Origin of the sequence: Arachidicoccus sp. (assembly GCF_050436765.1) — a bacterium.
Classification (GTDB): domain Bacteria; phylum Bacteroidota; class Bacteroidia; order Chitinophagales; family Chitinophagaceae; genus Arachidicoccus.
In genome coordinates this window covers 1,861-20,451 of sequence record NZ_JBNQGD010000319.1, presented here as the reverse complement: position 1 = coordinate 20,451, position 18,591 = coordinate 1,861, and the positions used below count along the sequence as shown (strand labels likewise).

Annotated in this window: 16 protein-coding genes; 8 read left to right on the top strand and 8 right to left on the bottom strand. The window is 38.1% G+C overall.

All coding sequences use genetic code 11. The features are described 5' to 3' along the window. The first annotated feature begins 258 nt into the window (after window positions 1–258). Genes ACQR30_RS13860 through ACQR30_RS13850 form a run of 3 tightly spaced genes read left to right on the top strand, consistent with a single transcriptional unit; the run spans window position 259 to window position 2,681 of the window. Window positions 259–1,086 (top strand): DUF2249 domain-containing protein, encoded by an 828-nt coding sequence (locus ACQR30_RS13860; protein WP_429736128.1) that lies wholly within the window; start codon window positions 259–261, stop codon window positions 1,084–1,086. Window position 1,087: 1 nt separating this feature from the next. After that, window positions 1,088–2,368 (top strand): hypothetical protein, encoded by a 1,281-nt coding sequence (locus tag ACQR30_RS13855; protein ID WP_429736126.1) that lies wholly within the window; start codon window positions 1,088–1,090, stop codon window positions 2,366–2,368. Then, entirely contained in the window at window positions 2,349–2,681 is a 333-nt protein-coding gene (locus ACQR30_RS13850; RefSeq protein WP_429736124.1) for a metal-sulfur cluster assembly factor, read from the top strand. Before ACQR30_RS13855 ends, ACQR30_RS13850 begins: the two co-directional genes overlap by 20 nt. Before the next feature lie 82 nt (window positions 2,682–2,763). On the opposite strand, the gene fusA is transcribed toward ACQR30_RS13850, so the two are convergent. The 3 genes from fusA to ACQR30_RS13835 form a co-directional block, all read right to left on the bottom strand. After that, a complete protein-coding gene (fusA, locus tag ACQR30_RS13845) occupies window positions 2,764–4,920 on the bottom strand; it encodes an elongation factor G (protein ID WP_429736122.1) in 2,157 nt (718 codons plus the stop codon). Window positions 4,921–5,131: 211 nt separating this feature from the next. After that, window positions 5,132–6,667, bottom strand: coding sequence for a glycoside hydrolase family 32 protein (locus tag ACQR30_RS13840; protein ID WP_429736120.1), 1,536 nt, complete (start codon window positions 6,665–6,667; stop codon window positions 5,132–5,134). 70 nt (window positions 6,668–6,737) lie between these two features. Continuing rightward, the gene (locus tag ACQR30_RS13835) at window positions 6,738–8,609 is read right to left on the bottom strand and encodes a M1 family metallopeptidase (protein ID WP_429736118.1); all 1,872 of its coding nucleotides are present in this window, start codon (window positions 8,607–8,609) and stop codon (window positions 6,738–6,740) included. A 165-nt stretch (window positions 8,610–8,774) separates the two neighbouring features. On the opposite strand from ACQR30_RS13835, the gene ACQR30_RS13830 reads away from it, so the two are divergent. Further along, complete coding sequence (locus ACQR30_RS13830; protein WP_429736116.1) at window positions 8,775–9,356, top strand: tRNA-(ms[2]io[6]A)-hydroxylase; 582 nt, start codon at window positions 8,775–8,777, stop codon at window positions 9,354–9,356. Between the two features lie 5 nt (window positions 9,357–9,361). Here the strand turns inward: ACQR30_RS13830 and ACQR30_RS13825 are convergent, their stop codons facing one another. Further along, window positions 9,362–9,610 carry a GNAT family N-acetyltransferase gene (locus ACQR30_RS13825; protein ID WP_429736114.1) on the bottom strand — a complete coding sequence of 83 codons (249 nt, stop codon included), beginning with the start codon at window positions 9,608–9,610 and terminating at the stop codon, window positions 9,362–9,364. A 424-nt stretch (window positions 9,611–10,034) separates the two neighbouring features. Here ACQR30_RS13825 and ffh point away from each other — a divergent pair, with 424 nt between their 5' ends. From ffh to ACQR30_RS13810, 3 genes are all read left to right on the top strand, one after another. Continuing rightward, the gene (gene ffh / locus ACQR30_RS13820) at window positions 10,035–11,372 is read left to right on the top strand and encodes a signal recognition particle protein (RefSeq protein WP_429736112.1); all 1,338 of its coding nucleotides are present in this window, start codon (window positions 10,035–10,037) and stop codon (window positions 11,370–11,372) included. 95 nt (window positions 11,373–11,467) lie between these two features. Further along, window positions 11,468–11,902: a DUF4293 domain-containing protein gene (locus tag ACQR30_RS13815; RefSeq protein WP_429736110.1), complete on the top strand. Its 435-nt coding sequence runs from the start codon at window positions 11,468–11,470 to the stop codon at window positions 11,900–11,902. A 46-nt stretch (window positions 11,903–11,948) separates the two neighbouring features. Next, the gene (locus tag ACQR30_RS13810; protein ID WP_429736108.1) at window positions 11,949–12,746 is read left to right on the top strand and encodes a S1/P1 nuclease; all 798 of its coding nucleotides are present in this window, start codon (window positions 11,949–11,951) and stop codon (window positions 12,744–12,746) included. Window positions 12,747–12,787: 41 nt separating this feature from the next. On the opposite strand, the gene ACQR30_RS13805 is transcribed toward ACQR30_RS13810, so the two are convergent. From ACQR30_RS13805 to atpG, 4 genes are all read right to left on the bottom strand, one after another. Further along, on the bottom strand, window positions 12,788–13,471 hold the full coding sequence (locus ACQR30_RS13805; RefSeq protein ID WP_429736106.1) for a GNAT family N-acetyltransferase: 684 nt from the start codon (window positions 13,469–13,471) through the stop codon (window positions 12,788–12,790). Between the two features lie 105 nt (window positions 13,472–13,576). Continuing rightward, on the bottom strand, window positions 13,577–14,101 hold the full coding sequence (gene purE / locus ACQR30_RS13800) for a 5-(carboxyamino)imidazole ribonucleotide mutase (protein WP_429736104.1): 525 nt from the start codon (window positions 14,099–14,101) through the stop codon (window positions 13,577–13,579). After that, window positions 14,091–14,822, bottom strand: coding sequence for an SMC-Scp complex subunit ScpB (gene scpB, locus ACQR30_RS13795; RefSeq protein WP_429736102.1), 732 nt, complete (start codon window positions 14,820–14,822; stop codon window positions 14,091–14,093). Before scpB ends, purE begins: the two co-directional genes overlap by 11 nt. Before the next feature lie 86 nt (window positions 14,823–14,908). Further along, a complete protein-coding gene (gene atpG, locus ACQR30_RS13790; RefSeq protein ID WP_429736100.1) occupies window positions 14,909–15,829 on the bottom strand; it encodes an ATP synthase F1 subunit gamma in 921 nt (306 codons plus the stop codon). A gap of 231 nt (window positions 15,830–16,060) precedes the next feature. On the opposite strand from atpG, the gene secA reads away from it, so the two are divergent. After that, a partial coding sequence (gene secA / locus ACQR30_RS13785; RefSeq protein ID WP_429736098.1) for a preprotein translocase subunit SecA occupies window positions 16,061–18,591 on the top strand: 2,531 nt, incomplete at its 3' end.

Below are 18,591 nucleotides of genomic sequence, written 5' to 3'. Positions count from 1 at the left end.
GGAAGTTGACGAATAATTAGACGCTACCGGCTGCTGCTTGCAAGTCGTATAAATACTTGTTTGATAAATTACAAGAATTTGAAAGTGATTTTATCAAACATGTTCATCTTGAAAACAATATTCTATTTCCAAAATCTGAGCAATTAGAAGAGACAATTGCCGTATAATTTTTGATGAAAATAACGCCGCTCAGATGGGGTGAGAATGGATGGTGTGGAATCCTGAGCGGCATTTTTATTTCCTCAAATAACGATAAAGATGAAAATAACAAAGGATACGCGCATTTCGGAGATAATTAAAGAGGATAAACAAAGTATTGATGCTATCGCTTCCTTAGCAAAGGTATTGGAGAAGCTAAAAAATCCGATGTTGCGCAAACTGATGGCTTCACGTGTTACCATTGCTGAAGCTGCAAAAATGGGTGGTGTACAAATACAGGATATGGTCCGTGTACTTAAGCCTTTGGGCTTTGAATTTGAAGAAAATAATAATTCCGAACAGGAAGAGCTAAAAGGCAAACCGGACTGGTTAACATCGCTAAAAGACTCCGACATCCATCAATTCGACGTACGCCAAATGTTGGCTGTTGGCAACGATCCGCTTAAGGAAATTATGAAACAATTCAAAGAGGTGGAAATTGGAAAAACCCTATGTATCATTAATACTTTTGTGCCTACCCCTTTGATTCGGTTGTTTGAGAAGGATAATGCATTATGCTACACCGAAACTATTTCTGCTAACGAGTTTCATACTTATTTCTTAAAACAAAGAAAGAAAGGGGCGGTATTAGCAGAACCCAGGAAGAGTCAAATATTTACGGAGCCCGAAGAAGTGTTTACACAAAATAAAGCGAGATATTCTCGGGAAAACTTAATTGAGATTGATGTGCGCACTTTAGAGATGCCGGGCCCCATGGAGACCATTTTGAGCGAACTGGCGAAAATGCCAACCGATAAATCGTTGCTGGTAAATCACAAAAGAGTACCTATCTATTTATTGGATGAATTGGAGGATAAAGGTTTTCAAATACATATCTTTCATTTTGCAGAAAATGAAGTAAAGTTGTTGATAGAAAAAATAAAATAAAATGCCCTCCATTAATATCGGCAATGCTCCTAAAAATAGTGCGGTGCTTCCTTTCTATGGTACTGGTGCGCTGTATTTTGTAGCGCTTTCTTTTATGCTTTTTTTTGCAGCCCCTGATTTACTATTTCATTATTTCAACCCACATATTTTAGGAATGGTACATACTGCTGCATTAGGATGGGGCACGATGATTATTTTTGGTGCCGCCTATCAGTTGTTGCCGGTAATTTGTGAAAGGGATTTGTATAGTGAGCGTTTATCATTTTTATCCTATTGTTTTCTTGCTGTTGGTGTAACAATATTGGTGATTGCTTTTTGGAATTTCTTTACTGGTTTTTGGATGATTTTGGGTGGGAGCTGTATCGTAATCGCTGCCGCCCTTTATTTGATAAATGTTTGGCAAACAACACTTATTTGTAGCAAATATTCGATTCAGAAAATGTTCGTTTTAAGCTCGGCTGTTTGGCTGCTTTTTACAGTTTCTTTGGGGTTGATACTTGCTATAAATCTTGCCTTCCCCTTTATTAAAGGAAATCATTTGGATATTCTTAAACTGCACGCTCATGCAGGGTTAGCGGGATGGTTTTTACAATTAATTACCGGTGTGAGTATAAAATTGGTGCCGATGTTTTTGTTGGGGAAGTCAAAGAAAGAGATTTTGCTTAAATGGTCTTTTGCTTTGCAAAATACAGGTTTGATTCTATTTCTGCTCGATGGATTTTTCTATGGCACTTCGTTTCGTTTTTTATGTTATGCGCTTTTAATTTTTTCGGGTATTATATTGTGGCTTATTTTTTTATATGATGTATTTAGCAACCGAATTAAGAAAGCCGTGGATTTTTCTATGCGGCATACTTTTGTTTCACTTTTGTGTTTGATTATGAGTTGCTTGCTCATTCCCTTTGTTTATTTCTTCTCCGGAACAAAATGGGCGATACTCTATGGCACACTTTTATTTTTAGGATGGATAAGTTCAATCATTATGGGGATGACTTTTAAAACGCTTCCTTTTATCGTTTGGAATGATCATTATAAAAAATTAAATGGTAAAGTAAGGGTGCCTTTACCTAAACAATTGTACAATGAAAAATGGCTGCATTATCAATTTTTCATTTTTTTAGGAGCGATATTATTATTGGCCCTCGGCATATGTATAGTGAGTATAGTATTGATAAGAATAGCTTTATTTTTCTGGATAATATTAGCCCTTGTCTATGTGACAAATGTGGCTAAAGTACTAAATCATAAAACTAAGATTCTAGATGGAAATAGCATTAAATGATCCTCGGTACAACGACAAATTTGTTGTATTAACGGCACTACATAACGTAATGGATCCGGAACTCTTTGTAAATATTATCGACCTCGGTTTGGTTTTCGGTATTGAGTTTGAGGGGGAAGAAACAATAATTATTACGATGACTTTTTCTACTAAGGCTTGTCCGTTGGGGGACGCCATAAAAATGGGTGTGCGCAATGTGCTTTCTATGGCTTTTCCAGAATATGATGTAGTTATTAATGTAGTGTGGGAGCCCGAATGGAATTTCAGTATGCTGACGGCAGAAGGGCGAAAATTATTGGGGTTGGACAGATAATATTTGCTTTGAGAAAAAAGTATCTAATGGATACAAAAAAACCACTCGAAGCTTGAGTGGTTTTTCATTTATTCAAAGAGAATTAATCGTCTTCATTCTTTACTTTTCCTTTGCTTTTCGCAATCACTTCTTCAGCGATATTGTTAGGCGTAGGAGCGTAGTGGTCAAACTCCATAGTAGAGGCTGCACGACCCGAAGATAGTGAACGTAACTGCGTAACATAACCGAACATTTCGCTCAAAGGAACTTTAGCCTTGATTACCTGAGCATTTCCACGCGTATCCATTCCTTCCATCATACCGCGACGACGGTTAAGGTCACCTGTAACATCACCCATATATTGGTCAGGGGTTGTTACTTCCACTTTCATTATTGGTTCCAATAATACCGGTTTTGCTTTTCTGCCTGCTTCACGGAACCCGGATTTGGCACAGAGTTCAAATGACATTGCATCAGAATCCACGTTGTGGAAGCTACCATCATAAATGCGCACTTTCATGTTGTCAACAGGATATCCCGCTAATACGCCGGTGCCCATTGCTGTTTCAAATCCTTTTTGAATAGCAGGGAAAAATTCACGAGGAATAGAACCGCCTACGATATTGTTTACAAATTGGAAATGTTTGCCTTCATTTTCTTTTAACCATTCAACTTCAGCAGGTCCGATTTCAAATTGGATGTCGGCAAATTTACCACGACCACCTGATTGTTTCTTTAATACTTCACGGTGTTGGATCGTTGATTGGAAAGTTTCTTTATAAGCAACCTGAGGAGCCCCTTGGTTTACCTCTACTTTAAATTCACGACGCATACGGTCGATGATGATTTCCAGGTGTAATTCGCCCATTCCACGAAGGATGGTCTGCCCGGTATCTTCATCTGTATTTACACGCAATGTAGGATCTTCTTCCACTAGTTTCGCAATAGCCATTCCCATTTTATCTACGTCGACTTGTGTTTTTGGCTCAATTGCGACAGCGATTACCGGTTCCGGGATGAACATGTTTTCCAATACGATTGGATGTTTTTCATCACAGAGTGTATCTCCGGTCTTTATTTCTTTGAAACCAACCGCTGCACCAATATCTCCGGCTTCGATGAAGTCAACCGGGTTTTGTTTGTTGGCAAACATTTTCATGATACGGCTGATACGCTCATTTTTACCACTTCTTACGTTTAAAACATAAGAACCGGCGTCTAGGTGACCAGAATATACCCGGAAGAATGCCAAACGCCCTACAAACGGATCGGTCATAATTTTGAATGCCAAAGCAGCAAAAGGTTCTTTCGCGTTTGGTTTACGTATTAATACTTTTTCTATATCGTCTGGATCGTGTCCCTCGATTGGAGGTACGTCCATTGGAGAAGGCAAGTAACGGCACACAGCATCCAATGCAGTTTGTACGCCTTTGTTTTTGAAAGAAGAACCACACATCATGGGAACGATACTTAGATCAATGCAAGCTTTGCGGATAGCTTCGTGTACTTCCTCTTCGCTAATTGTATCAGGGTTTTCGAAGAATTTTTCCATCAAGTTTTCGTCATACTCAGCAACTGATTCGATCAACTTCGCACGCCACTGTTCAACTTCTTCCTTCATATCTTCGGGAACGGGTATTTCTGTATAAGTCATACCCTCTGTACTATCGTCCCAAATGATACCTGTATTTCTAATTAAATCTACAACACCTTTAAAATCATCTTCTGCGCCAATTGGTAATTGCAATGGCACCGCATTGGCACCCAACATTTCTTTCACCTGATGAACCACATTTAAGAAATCAGCGCCGGAACGATCCATTTTGTTTACAAAACCAATACGTGGGACTCTGTAACGGTTAGCCTGACGCCAAACCGTTTCTGATTGAGGTTCTACACCATCAACAGCCGAAAATAGAGCAATCAAACCATCCAATACGCGCATAGATCGTTCTACCTCAATGGTAAAATCTACGTGACCCGGTGTATCAATGATATTAAAAGCATATTTTTTTGAATCTGGCGTAACTTTTCCTTTATCTGTCGGGAAGCTCCAATTACAACTTACCGCAGCAGATGTAATAGTGATACCTCTTTCTTTTTCTTGTTCCATCCAGTCTGTAGTCGCACCACCGTCGTGTACTTCTCCAATCCTGTGAATCATACCTGTGTAACGCAAAATGCGTTCAGTGGTGGTGGTTTTACCAGCATCAATATGTGCAGCAATACCAAAGTTGCGTTGAAATTTTAAGTCCGCCATAATTAATTTATGTTTTGAAAATTTTGTAGAAAACAATGCAAAAAATACCCTTGCGCAGTTTTCAAGGCGCAAAGGTAATAAAATAAGATTGAATTTGAAAAGTAATGTAAATTATTTATAGGTCAAAGAATCTTGTATTGATAGACAATAAGTTAAGGTGAATCTGAGGGCGGCAAAGCGGATGTTTGAAACAACGCTGCTTATTGACCGCTCAGGGTTTGTCCGCCTTGCTTAAATCCCAGATATGCATATGCTCGAGGGTCGCATTTCCTACGGAAAATATGGATATTCTTCTTTCATCGCTGGTTGGATAAGTCATAGTTGTTATTACCCCTCGACCATCATTGCCAAAAACTTCTAAAGATGATTTATCCAGCAATATTTGAACGTTAATCTTTCCTTTAACGGACTTTAATTTGGCAGCTTGAAACAGATTTTCGGATGATTTGTATTTTTTGCGGGTATTACGACAATCAACAAACAAGATTTGCTTTTTAGCGTCGTAGCCGACAACTACTTGGTTCCCCGTACTATCTTGCATAAGATTAAATCCGAGTTTTGTTGCCTTTGAGATGATAAATGAAGCTTCTATCCAGTAAGAATTGCTCTGATATTTATCCATATTTGCCGGCTTCCATATCTGGTTTGCTAATTTTATATTCTTCCAAGAGTTGTCTTGCCCATGAGACAATCTCTTTAATTTATTGCGTACAATTGAAGCGGGTTCTTGAAATAAACGAAGGCCATCTTGGGTAGAACGCAGAGAAAGATCTCTGGGCATTGACATTTGCCCGCGCCAAGGATAGGTATCTATTTTCCCGGGAGTAAGCCATCCCAATAATACTTGCTTATTGTTTTTAAGCCGCCACGGTATGGCTGCATAAAAACAATCTCCGTTATCTACAGATAGTATTTTGCTTTGTGGGTTATCATTTTTAAAATCTTTTCCATTGAAATTTCCGATAAAATACTGCATATAAGGAGCTCTTTGCCCCCAACAGGAAACCAATAGAACCCATTTAATTTCTGAAGACTTTCCGGCAAGAGTAACGGGCATTAAAGAAGGACATTCCCAATCATGGCCGGTATATCCTGCCGGACCGAAATCGCTTAGCCTATTCCATTGTTTTAAATTGGAGGAACCATAAATTCTAATTTTATGTTCGTGTACCAATGAAACCGTCATAATCCATTGTTTCGTTGGCTGGTACCAGAAAACATTAGGATCTCGAAAGTCTGCTCTGTTTATATCTATTACTGGATTACCGGCAAATATTGTAAATGTTTCACCTGTATTATTACTATAAGCAATATACTGTGCTTCTTTTTTTTGTTTGGGAAGGTCACCGGTAAAAATTGCGACAACAGGACTTTTGCCATTTATTCCAAAACTGCTTGTATTGTTTTTATCCAAAACCGCAGAACCCGAAAAAATAGAAATAGTTGTATCTTTTTTATTTATTTCGGCAATTGCTACCGGTAAATGTGTCCAATGAATCAAATCCTTGCTTACGGCATGCCCCCAACTCATATGCCCCCAAATATTATCAAAGGGATTATTTTGAAAATATAAATGGTAAAGTCCTTTATAATAGAATAAACCATTGGGATCATTTGTCCACGTATTTATGGGCGTAAAATGATAAGTAGGTCGCCATTGGGAAGTGGCAGCTTTATTTTGTGCATGACAAGGAAAAATTGAACAAAACACCAGGCTCGTTATCAGACTTCGAAATATTTTGCGCATGACAATAAAATTAGATGGATTTAGCATACACCTTGCTACGGATATAGGTCACGCCAAGTCGTTTATTCAGCTATTTCATTCTAAAAATATCATTTCTTCTATTATTGTCCGCATCGTAGGTGCTTCCCAATTTGGCATTTATCAATCTTTTATTTGAATTGAAATTAAGGGAAATGCTTTTATGTCCTTTCTCCCAAACCTCGATGCTTCTGTGCATTGTTTGTGTAGAGCCATCGCTAAATGTACAAGTTATATCTACTGGAGTCGGTTTATTCCCCTTAGATTCAATGATTATTTGGTAACGATTTCCTTTTCTGGTGATATTTTCTATCCCTAAATCAGGATAGCCGTTATCAAAAAACCATTTTTTCCAAAACCAATTTAGGTTTTTACCCGAACCTTCATTCATACAATTAAAAAAGTCATAAGGAATGGGATGCTTCCCTTGCCAGGTAGTAATATAATGGTGTAAAGCCTTTGTAAAAAGTTTATCTCCTAACATATCTCGTATATAATAATACCCTATTGCCGGTTTTGGATAAGCGTTGAGATAATAATCAGCACCCGTTTCTTGTGTGCTTAGTGTAATAATAGGGGAATCCAATTCACTCCCCGCAGCCATGTCATAACTTTTCATTCCATAGTCATCTACAATTGTGCTGTCAATCATTGGAGAAATTACCCACTCGCCAATAGTTGCCCAACCTTCGTCCATAAAAGCATATTTGGTCTCATTGGTACCCATATAAAATGGAAACATCGTATGGAAAATTTCATGATCCGTCAATTCTATACTTGCAGTGCGATTGCGTAGCGGATTATCGTTTACCATCATAGGATATTCCATTTGGTCGAGGCCATCATAAATAGTTTCGTGTGGATAAGGATAAGGCCAAGCAGGAAATGTATAACTCATTGCCTGCACTGTTTTTCTGGCAAAACTGGCAACTTCTTCGAAGTCTTTATGCTTGGGATCAAAGGCTGCATCTACACGCGTGCGTCTTCCGGTAGACGAATCTACCACCAAACTGGAAGCTCTCCACACATAATGGTCACTCGTCGCAAATACAAAATCGGTTACATGATTAGCTGAGAATTTCCAGACATTGGTTGCGTTGTCAGCAGTTATATTCCCTTCTTTTAGATCTTTGGTGTCAATAATATTTGTGAAGCCATCTTCTTGTTCGGCTTTATGAATGCGTGAGACATATTTTGACTGAAAAACCTCTCTTGCATTTTGCAAATCACCCGTAGCCCAAACTACATAATTTTTAGGTACGCTGAGGGCTACATTGAAATTACAGAAGTCATTATAAAATTCTTGTAAACCGTTGTAGGGAAATTTATTCCAACCATCCACATCGTCATAAACAGCAATGCGCGGGAAAAAATAAGCTACAAAATAAGAACCGTCTTCCACTTCTCCTGTACGTTGATGCGAAGTTTTGTTTAACACATAAGACCAGTTGATGGTGAAGCTCATTTGCTGTTGTGGAAGTAATGGCTGAATAGGGACCGTCATATTTGTTCCATTAATTCTTGCTTTTGCAGCATTCTCGGAAATCCCGTTTACAATGAATGACTCTATTTTTACACCCTCAGTAAGGTCTCTCGCTTTTACAGAAGAGGCGCGTACGGCACCCTTTTGATAGAAATTGGGGTAGAGTTTAAACCATATTTCATGCAAAGTATCAGGGCTATTGTTGGTATAGGTAATATTTTCTGAGCCACTAATCTGTCTTGTTTCTGGAATGAAATTTAGATTGATATTGTAGTTGGCGGTATTTTGCCAATAGTTTTTGCCGGGCCTTCCATCTGTATTTCGCGTGCCTTTATCAAAAGCTTTTTGAATATTAGTGGGTATAGGCAGCACTATTTGCCCCGAAATATGATTACAGAAGGTGATTATTACTAGAGAGGAAACGATCTTTAAAAATTTCATTTGCAAGATTTTGTATTTCAAAAATACAACACATTATGAATGTTCCATCAACGCTAGACAAACAAAGAATGGTTTGTGTTAAGCTTGATAGGGTAAAATTTTCTTTGCTTTTATAGATATTCGGAAGAGAAAATTATAATTATTTTTGCATTGAAATATATGATTATGCTTGGATTAAAATTACTGACCGACCCCCGTTGGGCAAATATTGCTAGTGCTAATTTAGAAGAGGTGCTAACCGACCACGCTTGGTGCGAGCAGAAGGCCGCTTCTAATGCAATTTCGTTGATTGCCAATAATTCGGAGAAAGAAGATTTGGTGCACGATCTTACGGCTATTGCTTTAGAGGAGATGCAGCACTTTCAAATGGTTATCAATATTATTAAAGCGAGAGGGTATATTCTTGGTCGTGAACGTAAAGATCATTATGTAAATCAGTTGGCCAAGTTTTGCAAAAAAGATGGTAGCAGAAATACAGCCCTTATAGACCGGTTACTTTTTTCGGCGATGATAGAAGCTAGAAGTTGCGAACGCTTTAGGGTATTATCCCAAAATATTAAGGATGAAAAATTATCTCAATTTTATCATGATTTAATGGTTTCAGAAGCAGGGCATTATACTACTTTTTTGGGCTTTGCACGTCGTTATACTGAAATGATTGATGTTGAAAAACGCTGGAAAGAATGGCTTACATTTGAAGGAGAACTCATTCAATCATACGGCAACAAAGAGCATATACACGGATGATAACTTTATGTCAGTTTGTAAATAGATTCTTCGATTTCTTTTTGCCTAGCATTGGCAAAACCTTTATCTGTACCGATCCTGACAAAACCGCATTTTTCTAAAACTCTTTGTGAGCCGAAATTATCGTAAGCAACTCGTCCAAAAATGGGTCTGGTCTTTTCAATTGCCAGAAATTCTTTAAGTGCTGTTGTAGTGATCCCTTTTCCCCAAAACCTTCTGTCTATCCAATAAGTGATTTCTGTGTCGCCTTCCATTATAAATTTTGCGTGAACTCTTATTGGTAATTCCCTTATCTACAAAATTGGGTTTGGGGATTTCTTGAAGAATTTGCACACCTTCAAAATGCTTTCCCATTCTACCTCTTTTTCTTTTGCGAAGATTATCATTTTCCGTTTTTTCGTCAGTTTGTTGGTTCTAGCAATTTTTTCCGCTTGTATTGCTTAAAAGGTTTCGGGACATAATGAAGGCGGCGTTTTTTGCCATAAATGTTGTTGCGGTTCACCAAAAAATATACGTATTTTGAAAAATGAAGTCGTCAGCAGTTTGGAAACGGGAGAGGACGAAGGGGGAGCCCTTATAAGTCGCGATATTATTCTTACACTAAACAATTAAAATCTACAATTGTAAATCGGCTTAATTGCTTATTTTCGCAGCGAATAATTTAGAAATAGAATTTACATGTTTAACAATCTCTCAGAACGGTTAGAAGGTGCGTTTAAAAATCTTAAAGGTGAAGCGCGCATTTCGGAATTGAATATTGCCAATACGGTAAAAGATATACGCCGCGCCCTTTTGGATGCGGACGTAAATTATAAAATAGCCAAAGAATTTACCGATAGAGTAAAAGAAAAAGCTACAGGCGCGAAAGTAATTAATGCTATTAGCCCTGGCCAGTTGATGGTCAAAATTGTTCAGGACGAATTGACCGAATTAATGGGTGGCACGGAAGCATCCTTTGATATAAGTACAAAACCAACCATTATTTTAGTTGCCGGATTACAGGGTAGCGGTAAAACTACTTTCTGCGGTAAATTGGCGAACTATCTAAAAACAAAAAAAGGCAAATTCCCCTTACTGGTGGCTGCTGATATTTATCGCCCTGCTGCGATAGATCAGTTGCATGTTTTGGGTGATCAAATAGGAGTAGAGGTTTTTAGCGAACGTGAAAATAAAGATGCTGTTTCGATTGCTGAGAATGCACTTAAATATGCCAAAGAAAAAGCGAAGAATGTAATCATTATAGACACGGCAGGTCGATTGGCAGTAGATGAAGTGATGATGGAAGAAGTGGCAAATATAAAGAAGGCTGCTAAGCCGAATGAGATATTGTTTGTCGTAGATTCTATGACCGGCCAAGATGCTGTGAACACGGCTAAAACCTTTAATGACCGATTAGACTTTACTGGTGTTGTGTTAACAAAGTTAGATGGTGATACACGTGGTGGGGCTGCATTGACGATTAAATATACGGTACAAAAGCCTATTAAGTTTGTCAGTAGTGGCGAAAAATTAGATACGTTGGATGTATTTTACCCCGATCGTATGGCGCAGCGTATTTTGGGCATGGGTGACATTACATCGTTGGTAGAAAAAGCCCAAGAGCAATATGATGAAGAGAAAGCGAAAAAACTAGAAAAGAAAATTCGCAAAAACCAGTTCGACTTTCAGGATTTTATGGAGCAGTTGCAGCAGATAAAGAAAATGGGTAACTTGAAAGATATTATGGGTATGATCCCGGGTGTAGGTAAGGCGATGAAAGATGTGGATATTAGTGACGATGCTTTTAAAGGTGTAGAAGCGATTATCAGTTCTATGACTCCTTATGAACGGGCAAACCCGGATAGTATCGATTCTTCGAGAAGAAATCGCATTGCTAAAGGTTCAGGAAAACAGTTGCATGAGGTAAACGCCTTTATGAAGCAGTTTGAACAAATGCGACAAATGATGAAAGGAATGAGCAAAATGCCCATGGGGATGATGGGCGGAATGGGTGCAATGCGTGGCATGAGAAAATAATAGAGTGGTTATGATTGATGAATTTGAAACGTTTGATCAAAGACGACATTATAAATCTTCCAATATTCCATTGTAAAACAAAAAATAATAAAATCATGATACAACGTATTCAAACCCTGTGGTTGTTGTTGGTAGTGGCTTTGGCGGCGCTTTCCTTCAAATTTAGTTTTTATGTTGGCACTTGGATGAATAACGGGGTGCAACATCCGCAAGTGAATTTAAACGGACACAACCCTTCGATCCCGGTTTTTGTAACAACGATAGTTGTTTTGGTAATTGCACTTATCAGCATTTTTTCGTACAAAAACAGAAAACAACAAATGCTTTTAACTGTAGTAAATCTGTTACTCAGTTTAGGCTTGATCTTTTTATATCATCTAGAAGTACATAACAATTTTTTAAGTGCAGGTGGTACAATGGCTTTAACCTCGGTATTTGTATTTGCTATTCCCGTTGCGCTAATAATGGCTATGCGCGGCATTCGCAGAGACATCAAACTACTTAGAAGTGCTGACAGATTAAGAGACTAATTTAAATTGCTATCCTGTAATATTTAAAAAAGTAAAAGAGAACATAATGAAACATTTGTTGAGGTTTGTTTTAATGACGGTGGCATTGTTGATGATTGTTCAGTTTTCTTATGCTTGGGGAACTACCGGGCACCGAATAGTTGCAGAGATTGCCCAAAGAAACCTTACTAGAAAAGCGCAAAAGAATCTTCGTAAATTGATTGGTAAAGAGCCCTTGGCATTTTGGGCAAACTGGCCTGACTTTATAAAATCGGATACTACAGATAAATGGAAATCTACAGGCCCCTGGCACTATGTAGATGTTCCTGGTCATTTATCCGAAACAGATTTTATAGAAGTGCTTAAAACTATTTCACACAAAAGCTTATACTCGCAAATTCCTGCGATGGAAAAGCAGTTGGCGGATAAATCATTGTCTATAGAACAACGCAAAGTTGCTTTGATTTTCTTGGTGCATTTTATGGGGGATTTAGAGCAGCCTTTACACGTGGGACGCCAGGGTGATGCAGGTGGAAACAAGATAACGGAATATTGGTTTGGCAAAAAAACGAATCTCCACAGTGTGTGGGATAGCGAATTAATCGATTTTCAAAAGTGGAGTTATACTGAATATGCAAACGTTTTGAATATAGATAGTAAAAATCAAATTAAGCAGATTCAAAGTGGTAGTTTGGAGGATTGGTTTTATCAATCACATCAATTAGCTGATGAAGTCTATGATAGAACGCCTGAAAATTCCAGGTTAAGTTATCGTTACGATTATATATTTGTAAATAAATTGAATCAGCAATTGCTATACGGAGGGTTACGTTTAGCAAAAGTACTGAATGAGATCTTAGGTTAGCAGTACGGTGTTTTTTTGTTATTGCCTCTTCAAAGACTAGGCTATAAAATGGATTCCATTGTATAAACAATAAATTCTTTTCTTCTCTCAAAATCCAGTTTTTCGTATAATTTTATAGCAGTTATATTTTCTGAAAGTACGTGTAAGAATGGTATTACGGCTATTGATTGCATCCTTCGAATTTGACTTTGCATTAACCGAATAGCTAGTCCTTTATTTCTAAAATCGGGACGCGTGCACACGGCACTTATTTCGGCATAAGGTTCGGGAAACATTCTTTGCCCTGCCATAGCGGCCAATTGTTGGTCTGCAAAAATCCCTTCATAGTGCCCAAATAATATCGTTTCTTTTTCAAAAGGACCAGGATGCGTAAGTTGGGTGAGGGCAACCATTTCTGCTACATTTTTTTGCGTTAATGGCACAATGTTGTTAAGCGATGAAGTTTTTTTTATTGATTGGGTACAAACCATTTGCAATACTTTCGATTTGTAAATAATTTTCCAATCATTCGGGATAATTATTTCCTGATCGACAAATATGTTGAATCGTCGTGTTTCATCGCAAGAAGCAAGAAGCGTTCTAAAATTCTCGTTGGATATTTCCTGCATTCCGACAAATGGTGAAACTTCTTTATCGAAGAACTTTACATGCCCATCACCTTTAGAAAGGTTGCTATTACCTGTATTCAAAGCATTCCATACTGCATTGTCTAAAACATGCTTCATGTTATTTTATTAAACAGCCATCTCGAATTAAAAGATAGAATACTCTTCGACGTAATTGTTGATAAGAGGTAACCAAGAAAAAAGTCCCTGACTGATTCACAAATTTTATTTATCAAATTCATTAGGCCAGTCACTTTTTAAACTATTTATTTTTTCATTGACAGAATGCTGTATTTGCATTTTGTAAGCAGCATACCTTTTGGCCAACGCTTCATTAGTTGTTGCCAAAATTTGAGCGGCCAAAAGACCTGCATTTTTGGCTGCATTCAGCGCAACTGTTGCAACCGGCACACCATTGGGCATTTGTAAAATAGATAGTATGGAATCCCAACCATCAATGGAGTTAGAAGATTTGATAGGTACACCAATAACTGGCAAAACGGTAAGTGCGGCTACCATCCCCGGTAAATGTGCGGCGCCACCGGCGCCTGCGATAATTACACGCAAACCGCGCTCTGAGGCCGTTTGTGCATATTTTACCATGCGCTCCGGAGTGCGATGAGCTGAAACTACGGTCAATTCAAAAGGTATTTGGAATTCTTTTAAAATTTCTGCGGCATCCTGCATTATTCTGAGGTCGCTATCACTACCCATGATAATGCCAATTTTTGGTGTACTGTTATTGCTCATTATTTGTATTTTCTTCTTCGGGTAAATTATCTCCTAAAGGCAGTTCTTGAATTTTAGTGATTGTTTCTGTGTCTGCAGCTTGGTGTGTTTCATTATATCCTTCTTCCTTAAAAATTTCAAAATCCTCATTATTCTCTGTTGTTCGTAGTTGCGCAGTAGCCTCTATCATTTGTTCCGCCAGCACTTCTTTTATTTTGGGTAAATCTTCAGGAGAGTTCAGCCCAAAATAATCCATAAAGCCCTTGGAGGTAATATATAATAAAGGTTTTCCGGGCAGATCTTCACTTCTTCCGGAAATAATAATTAATTCTTTTTCTAAAAGCTTTTGCACACTGTAATCGCTGTTTACGCCGCGGATACTTTCAATTTCCCCTTTTGTGATAGGTTGCTTATAGGCAATAATAGAGAGGGTTTCAAGCGACGCGTTGGATAACTTTTTTAGAAATTTCTCACCGTTCAATTGAACAATGGTATTATAAAAGTTAGGTTTTGTAAGAAACTGCCATCCGCCGCCACTTTGCAAAACCTCAAAAGGGTAGTGCTCAGAGCTGTATTTCTCGTGAATACCTTCTAAAGCTATCTCCACCTGATCGATGGATATTTTTTGTTCTAAAAATCCAAAAGCATTGTTGATAAATTCAACTATCTCCAAACTGGTAATAGGTCTTTCGCTGGCAAAAACCAAGGCTTCAATATGCGGGATAATTTGACTTAATTCCATATATATTCTAATAAACTAAAACTGCAAGTTAAAAAACTTGCAGCTTAAAATGAATCAATTTGTGTTTATTCTTTTTATTAATGATATTATCCTTGTAATGCAGCAGCGCCACTTACAATTTCTGTAAGTTCAGTTGTGATGGCAGCTTGACGTGCGCGGTTGTAGGAAATCTTCAAACTACGCAAAATTTCGTTGGCGTTTTCGCTTGCTTTATCCATTGCCGTCATTCTTGCACCGTGTTCACTTGCTTGTGCATCCAATACCGCCTTATACAATTGCGTATTTAATATTTTGGGCATCAATTCCGCAACTAATTTTTCTTTGTTAGGCTCGAAAATAAAATCCACATTTTTCTGACCTGCTTTTTTCTCTATTTTCGGAATGGGAAGGAATGGCTCTGCATCAAATTTTTGCACGGCAGCGTTTACAAATTCGCTGTAAACAATTTCTACTGCGTCAAACTCTTTGTTTTCAAATGCCTGGATAGCGGCTTGCGCGGCCTCCTGAACATGTGCAAAGTTTAAGTTAATAAACAGATCCTTGTATTTGTCATTCGTATTATAGCCTGCTTTTGAAAAAGCTTCCCAACCTTTTTTACCAATGCTCCAAATAAAAACATTGCCTTTGTTAGCTTGTTTTTGGTATTTATTAGCAATGGTATGTTTTGCTGCTTTTACAACATTTGCATTATATGCGCCAGCTAAGCCACGATCGCTTGTAATCACAATAAGTAATACTTTTTCTACTGGCCTTTCTTCAGCAAGTTTAATATTACTTTGACCTTGCAAGCTGCTAATGATGTTACTAAGCACTTCTTGCAGTTTCTGAGCATATGGGCGCATTTGTATAATGGCATCTTGCGCACGACGCAATTTAGCAGCACTCACCATTTTCATGGCTTTTGTAATCTGCTGTGTCGATTGTACTGACTGTATCCGGTTGCGAACCTCTTTTAACTGCCCTGACATGTAAGTTTCTAATTTGGCTGCAAAAGTAAAGATTTGCATGCAGAATCGCAAAATTTAGCGCTCACATTTTATCAAATGCTTTTATTTCAGGAGTTTTTACGTTTAATTATGGGCTGTTACCTTATCTATTCACAATTAAATTTAGTAGCTTTGCGGACTCAAAAACTGTCATTTTGACTTCAATAAGTTATCTGTATGGTTTTTGATTTGGCATTGAATAGAAAATATTTTTTGAGGTGTTATGCCTCTTACCCTTTATAAATAAATATAATGATTGGTATTTTAAATAAGTTGTTAGGTGGCAACAAATCTGAAAAAGACATAAAAAAGATTCAACCTTTAGTAGGTAAAATCAATGAATATTTTGTTCAATATGCTAGCCTTTCAAATGATGAATTGCGTGGCAAAACGGCAGAGTTTAAAGCACGTATTGCAGATTATTTAAAGGAAACTGACGAAACGATCCAAGCCAAGAAAGATGCTGCAGAAGCATTACCTGCAGGTGATATGTTTGGCCGCGACGCCATTTACCAAGAAGTTGATAAATTGGGTAAAGATCGCGACGAGAAACTTGAAGAAGTGCTTAAGTTAATCCTACCAGAAGCATTTGCCGTAATGAAAGAGACTGCTCGTCGGTTTAAAGAGAGCGGACAGGTCGTGGCTAAGGCTACTGATTTGGATCGTGAATTGGCCGTAAATAGAAAGCACATAAAAATTGAGGGTGAAAATGCTATTTATCAAAATACTTGGGATGCGGCCGGAATGACGGTGAACTGGACAATGTTACATTATGATGTACAGTTGATTGGTGGTATGGTTTTACACGAAGGTAAGATTGCTGAAATGGCAACGGGTGAAGGTAAGACGTTGGTCTCGACCTTACCTGCATATTTGAATGCATTAGCCGGACAAGGTGTGCACATTGTTACGGTGAATGACTATTTGGCTCGTCGTGATAGTGAATGGAATGGCCCTTTGTATGAATGGTTGGGTCTGAGGGTGGATTGTATTGATAAACATCAGCCAAATACAGCAGCGCGCCGCAATGCTTATTTGTGTGATATTACTTACGGTACTAATAATGAATTTGGGTTTGACTATTTGCGTGATAATATGGTGCATAATCCGGATGAAATGGTGCAACGCAAACATCATTATGCAATGATTGATGAAGTGGATAGTGTATTGATTGATGATGCGCGTACTCCTTTAATTATATCTGGTCCTGTAGGCAAAGACAATGCTACACAATTATTTTTTGAATTGAAAGATAGGGTAGCTTTTTTGGTAGCTAATCAAAGGCAATTGTGTAACAACTTCTTAATTGAAGCTAAAAAGAAAATTGCTGAAGGTAATGATGATGCAAAGGAAGATGGCGGAGGTTTGGCGTTGTTTCGTGCACATCGTGGTTTACCTAAAACAGGAAGCCTTATTAAGTTCTTGAGTGAGCCAGGGGTGCGTCATATTTTGCAAAAGGTAGAAAATTACCACATGGCAGATCAGTCAAGAGAAATGCCTAAAGCGGATGCAGAACTTTTATTTTATATAGATGAAAAAAACAATTCTGTAGAATTGACCGATAAGGGTATCAAGGCTATGACTGGTTTAAATGAAGATCCTAATTTCTTTAATTTACCTGACATTGCGACTGATTTGGCAAATGTGGAAAAAGATGAGACTTTATCTCCAGAGGAAAGATTGTTGAAGAAAGAAAAACTGTTTAACGAATATAGTACTAAGACAGAACGTATCCATACCATTCAGCAGTTATTAAAAGCCTACACCTTATTTGAAAAAGATGACGAATATGTGGTTATTGACGGCCAGGTGAAAATTGTTGATGAGCAAACCGGCCGTATAATGGAAGGACGTAGATATTCTGATGGTCTACACCAGGCATTGGAAGCGAAAGAAAATGTGAAGATTGAAGCATCTACGCAAACATATGCTACCGTTACTTTACAGAACTATTTCCGTATGTACCACAAACTTTGTGGTATGACCGGTACTGCTGAAACAGAAGCTGCAGAGTTCTGGGAAATTTATAAATTAGATGTTGTTTCTATTCCTACCAATGTACCGGTAATTAGAGAAGATCAGCATGATCTTGTTTATAAAACAAAGCGTGAAAAATACGGTGCTGTAATTGAAAAAATTGAGGAATATAGGAATGCAGGCCGACCGGTTTTGGTGGGTACAACTTCGGTGGAAATAAGTGAACTGCTTAGTCGTATGTTGCGTCAAAAGCAAATTCCGCATAATGTGTTAAATGCCAAGCAACATGCCAGAGAGGCACAAGTTGTTGCAGAAGCAGGTCTTACTGGTGCTATAACTATTGCGACAAATATGGCTGGTCGTGGTACAGATATTAAGCTGAAAGATGAAGTGAAAGCTGCCGGTGGGTTAGCAATTATCGGTACCGAAAGACACGATAGTCGACGCGTAGATTTGCAATTACGTGGTCGTGCGGGTCGTCAGGGAGATCCTGGATCTTCATTGTTTTACGTTTCTTTAGAAGATGATTTGATGCGTATGTTTGGTAGTGAGCGCATTGCCAAAGTGATGGATTTTGCAGGTTATAAAGCAGGAGAGGCTATCGAAAGCGGAATGATCACAAAATCTATCGAACGTGCACAGAAAAAAGTAGAAGAAAATAACTTTGGTATTCGTAAGCATTTGTTGGAGTATGATGACGTGATGAATAAACAACGCACGGTTATTTATACAAAAAGAAATCATGCATTATTTGGTGAACGTCTGGCATTAGATATTGATAATGCCTTTTACGCGGTAGCGGAAAG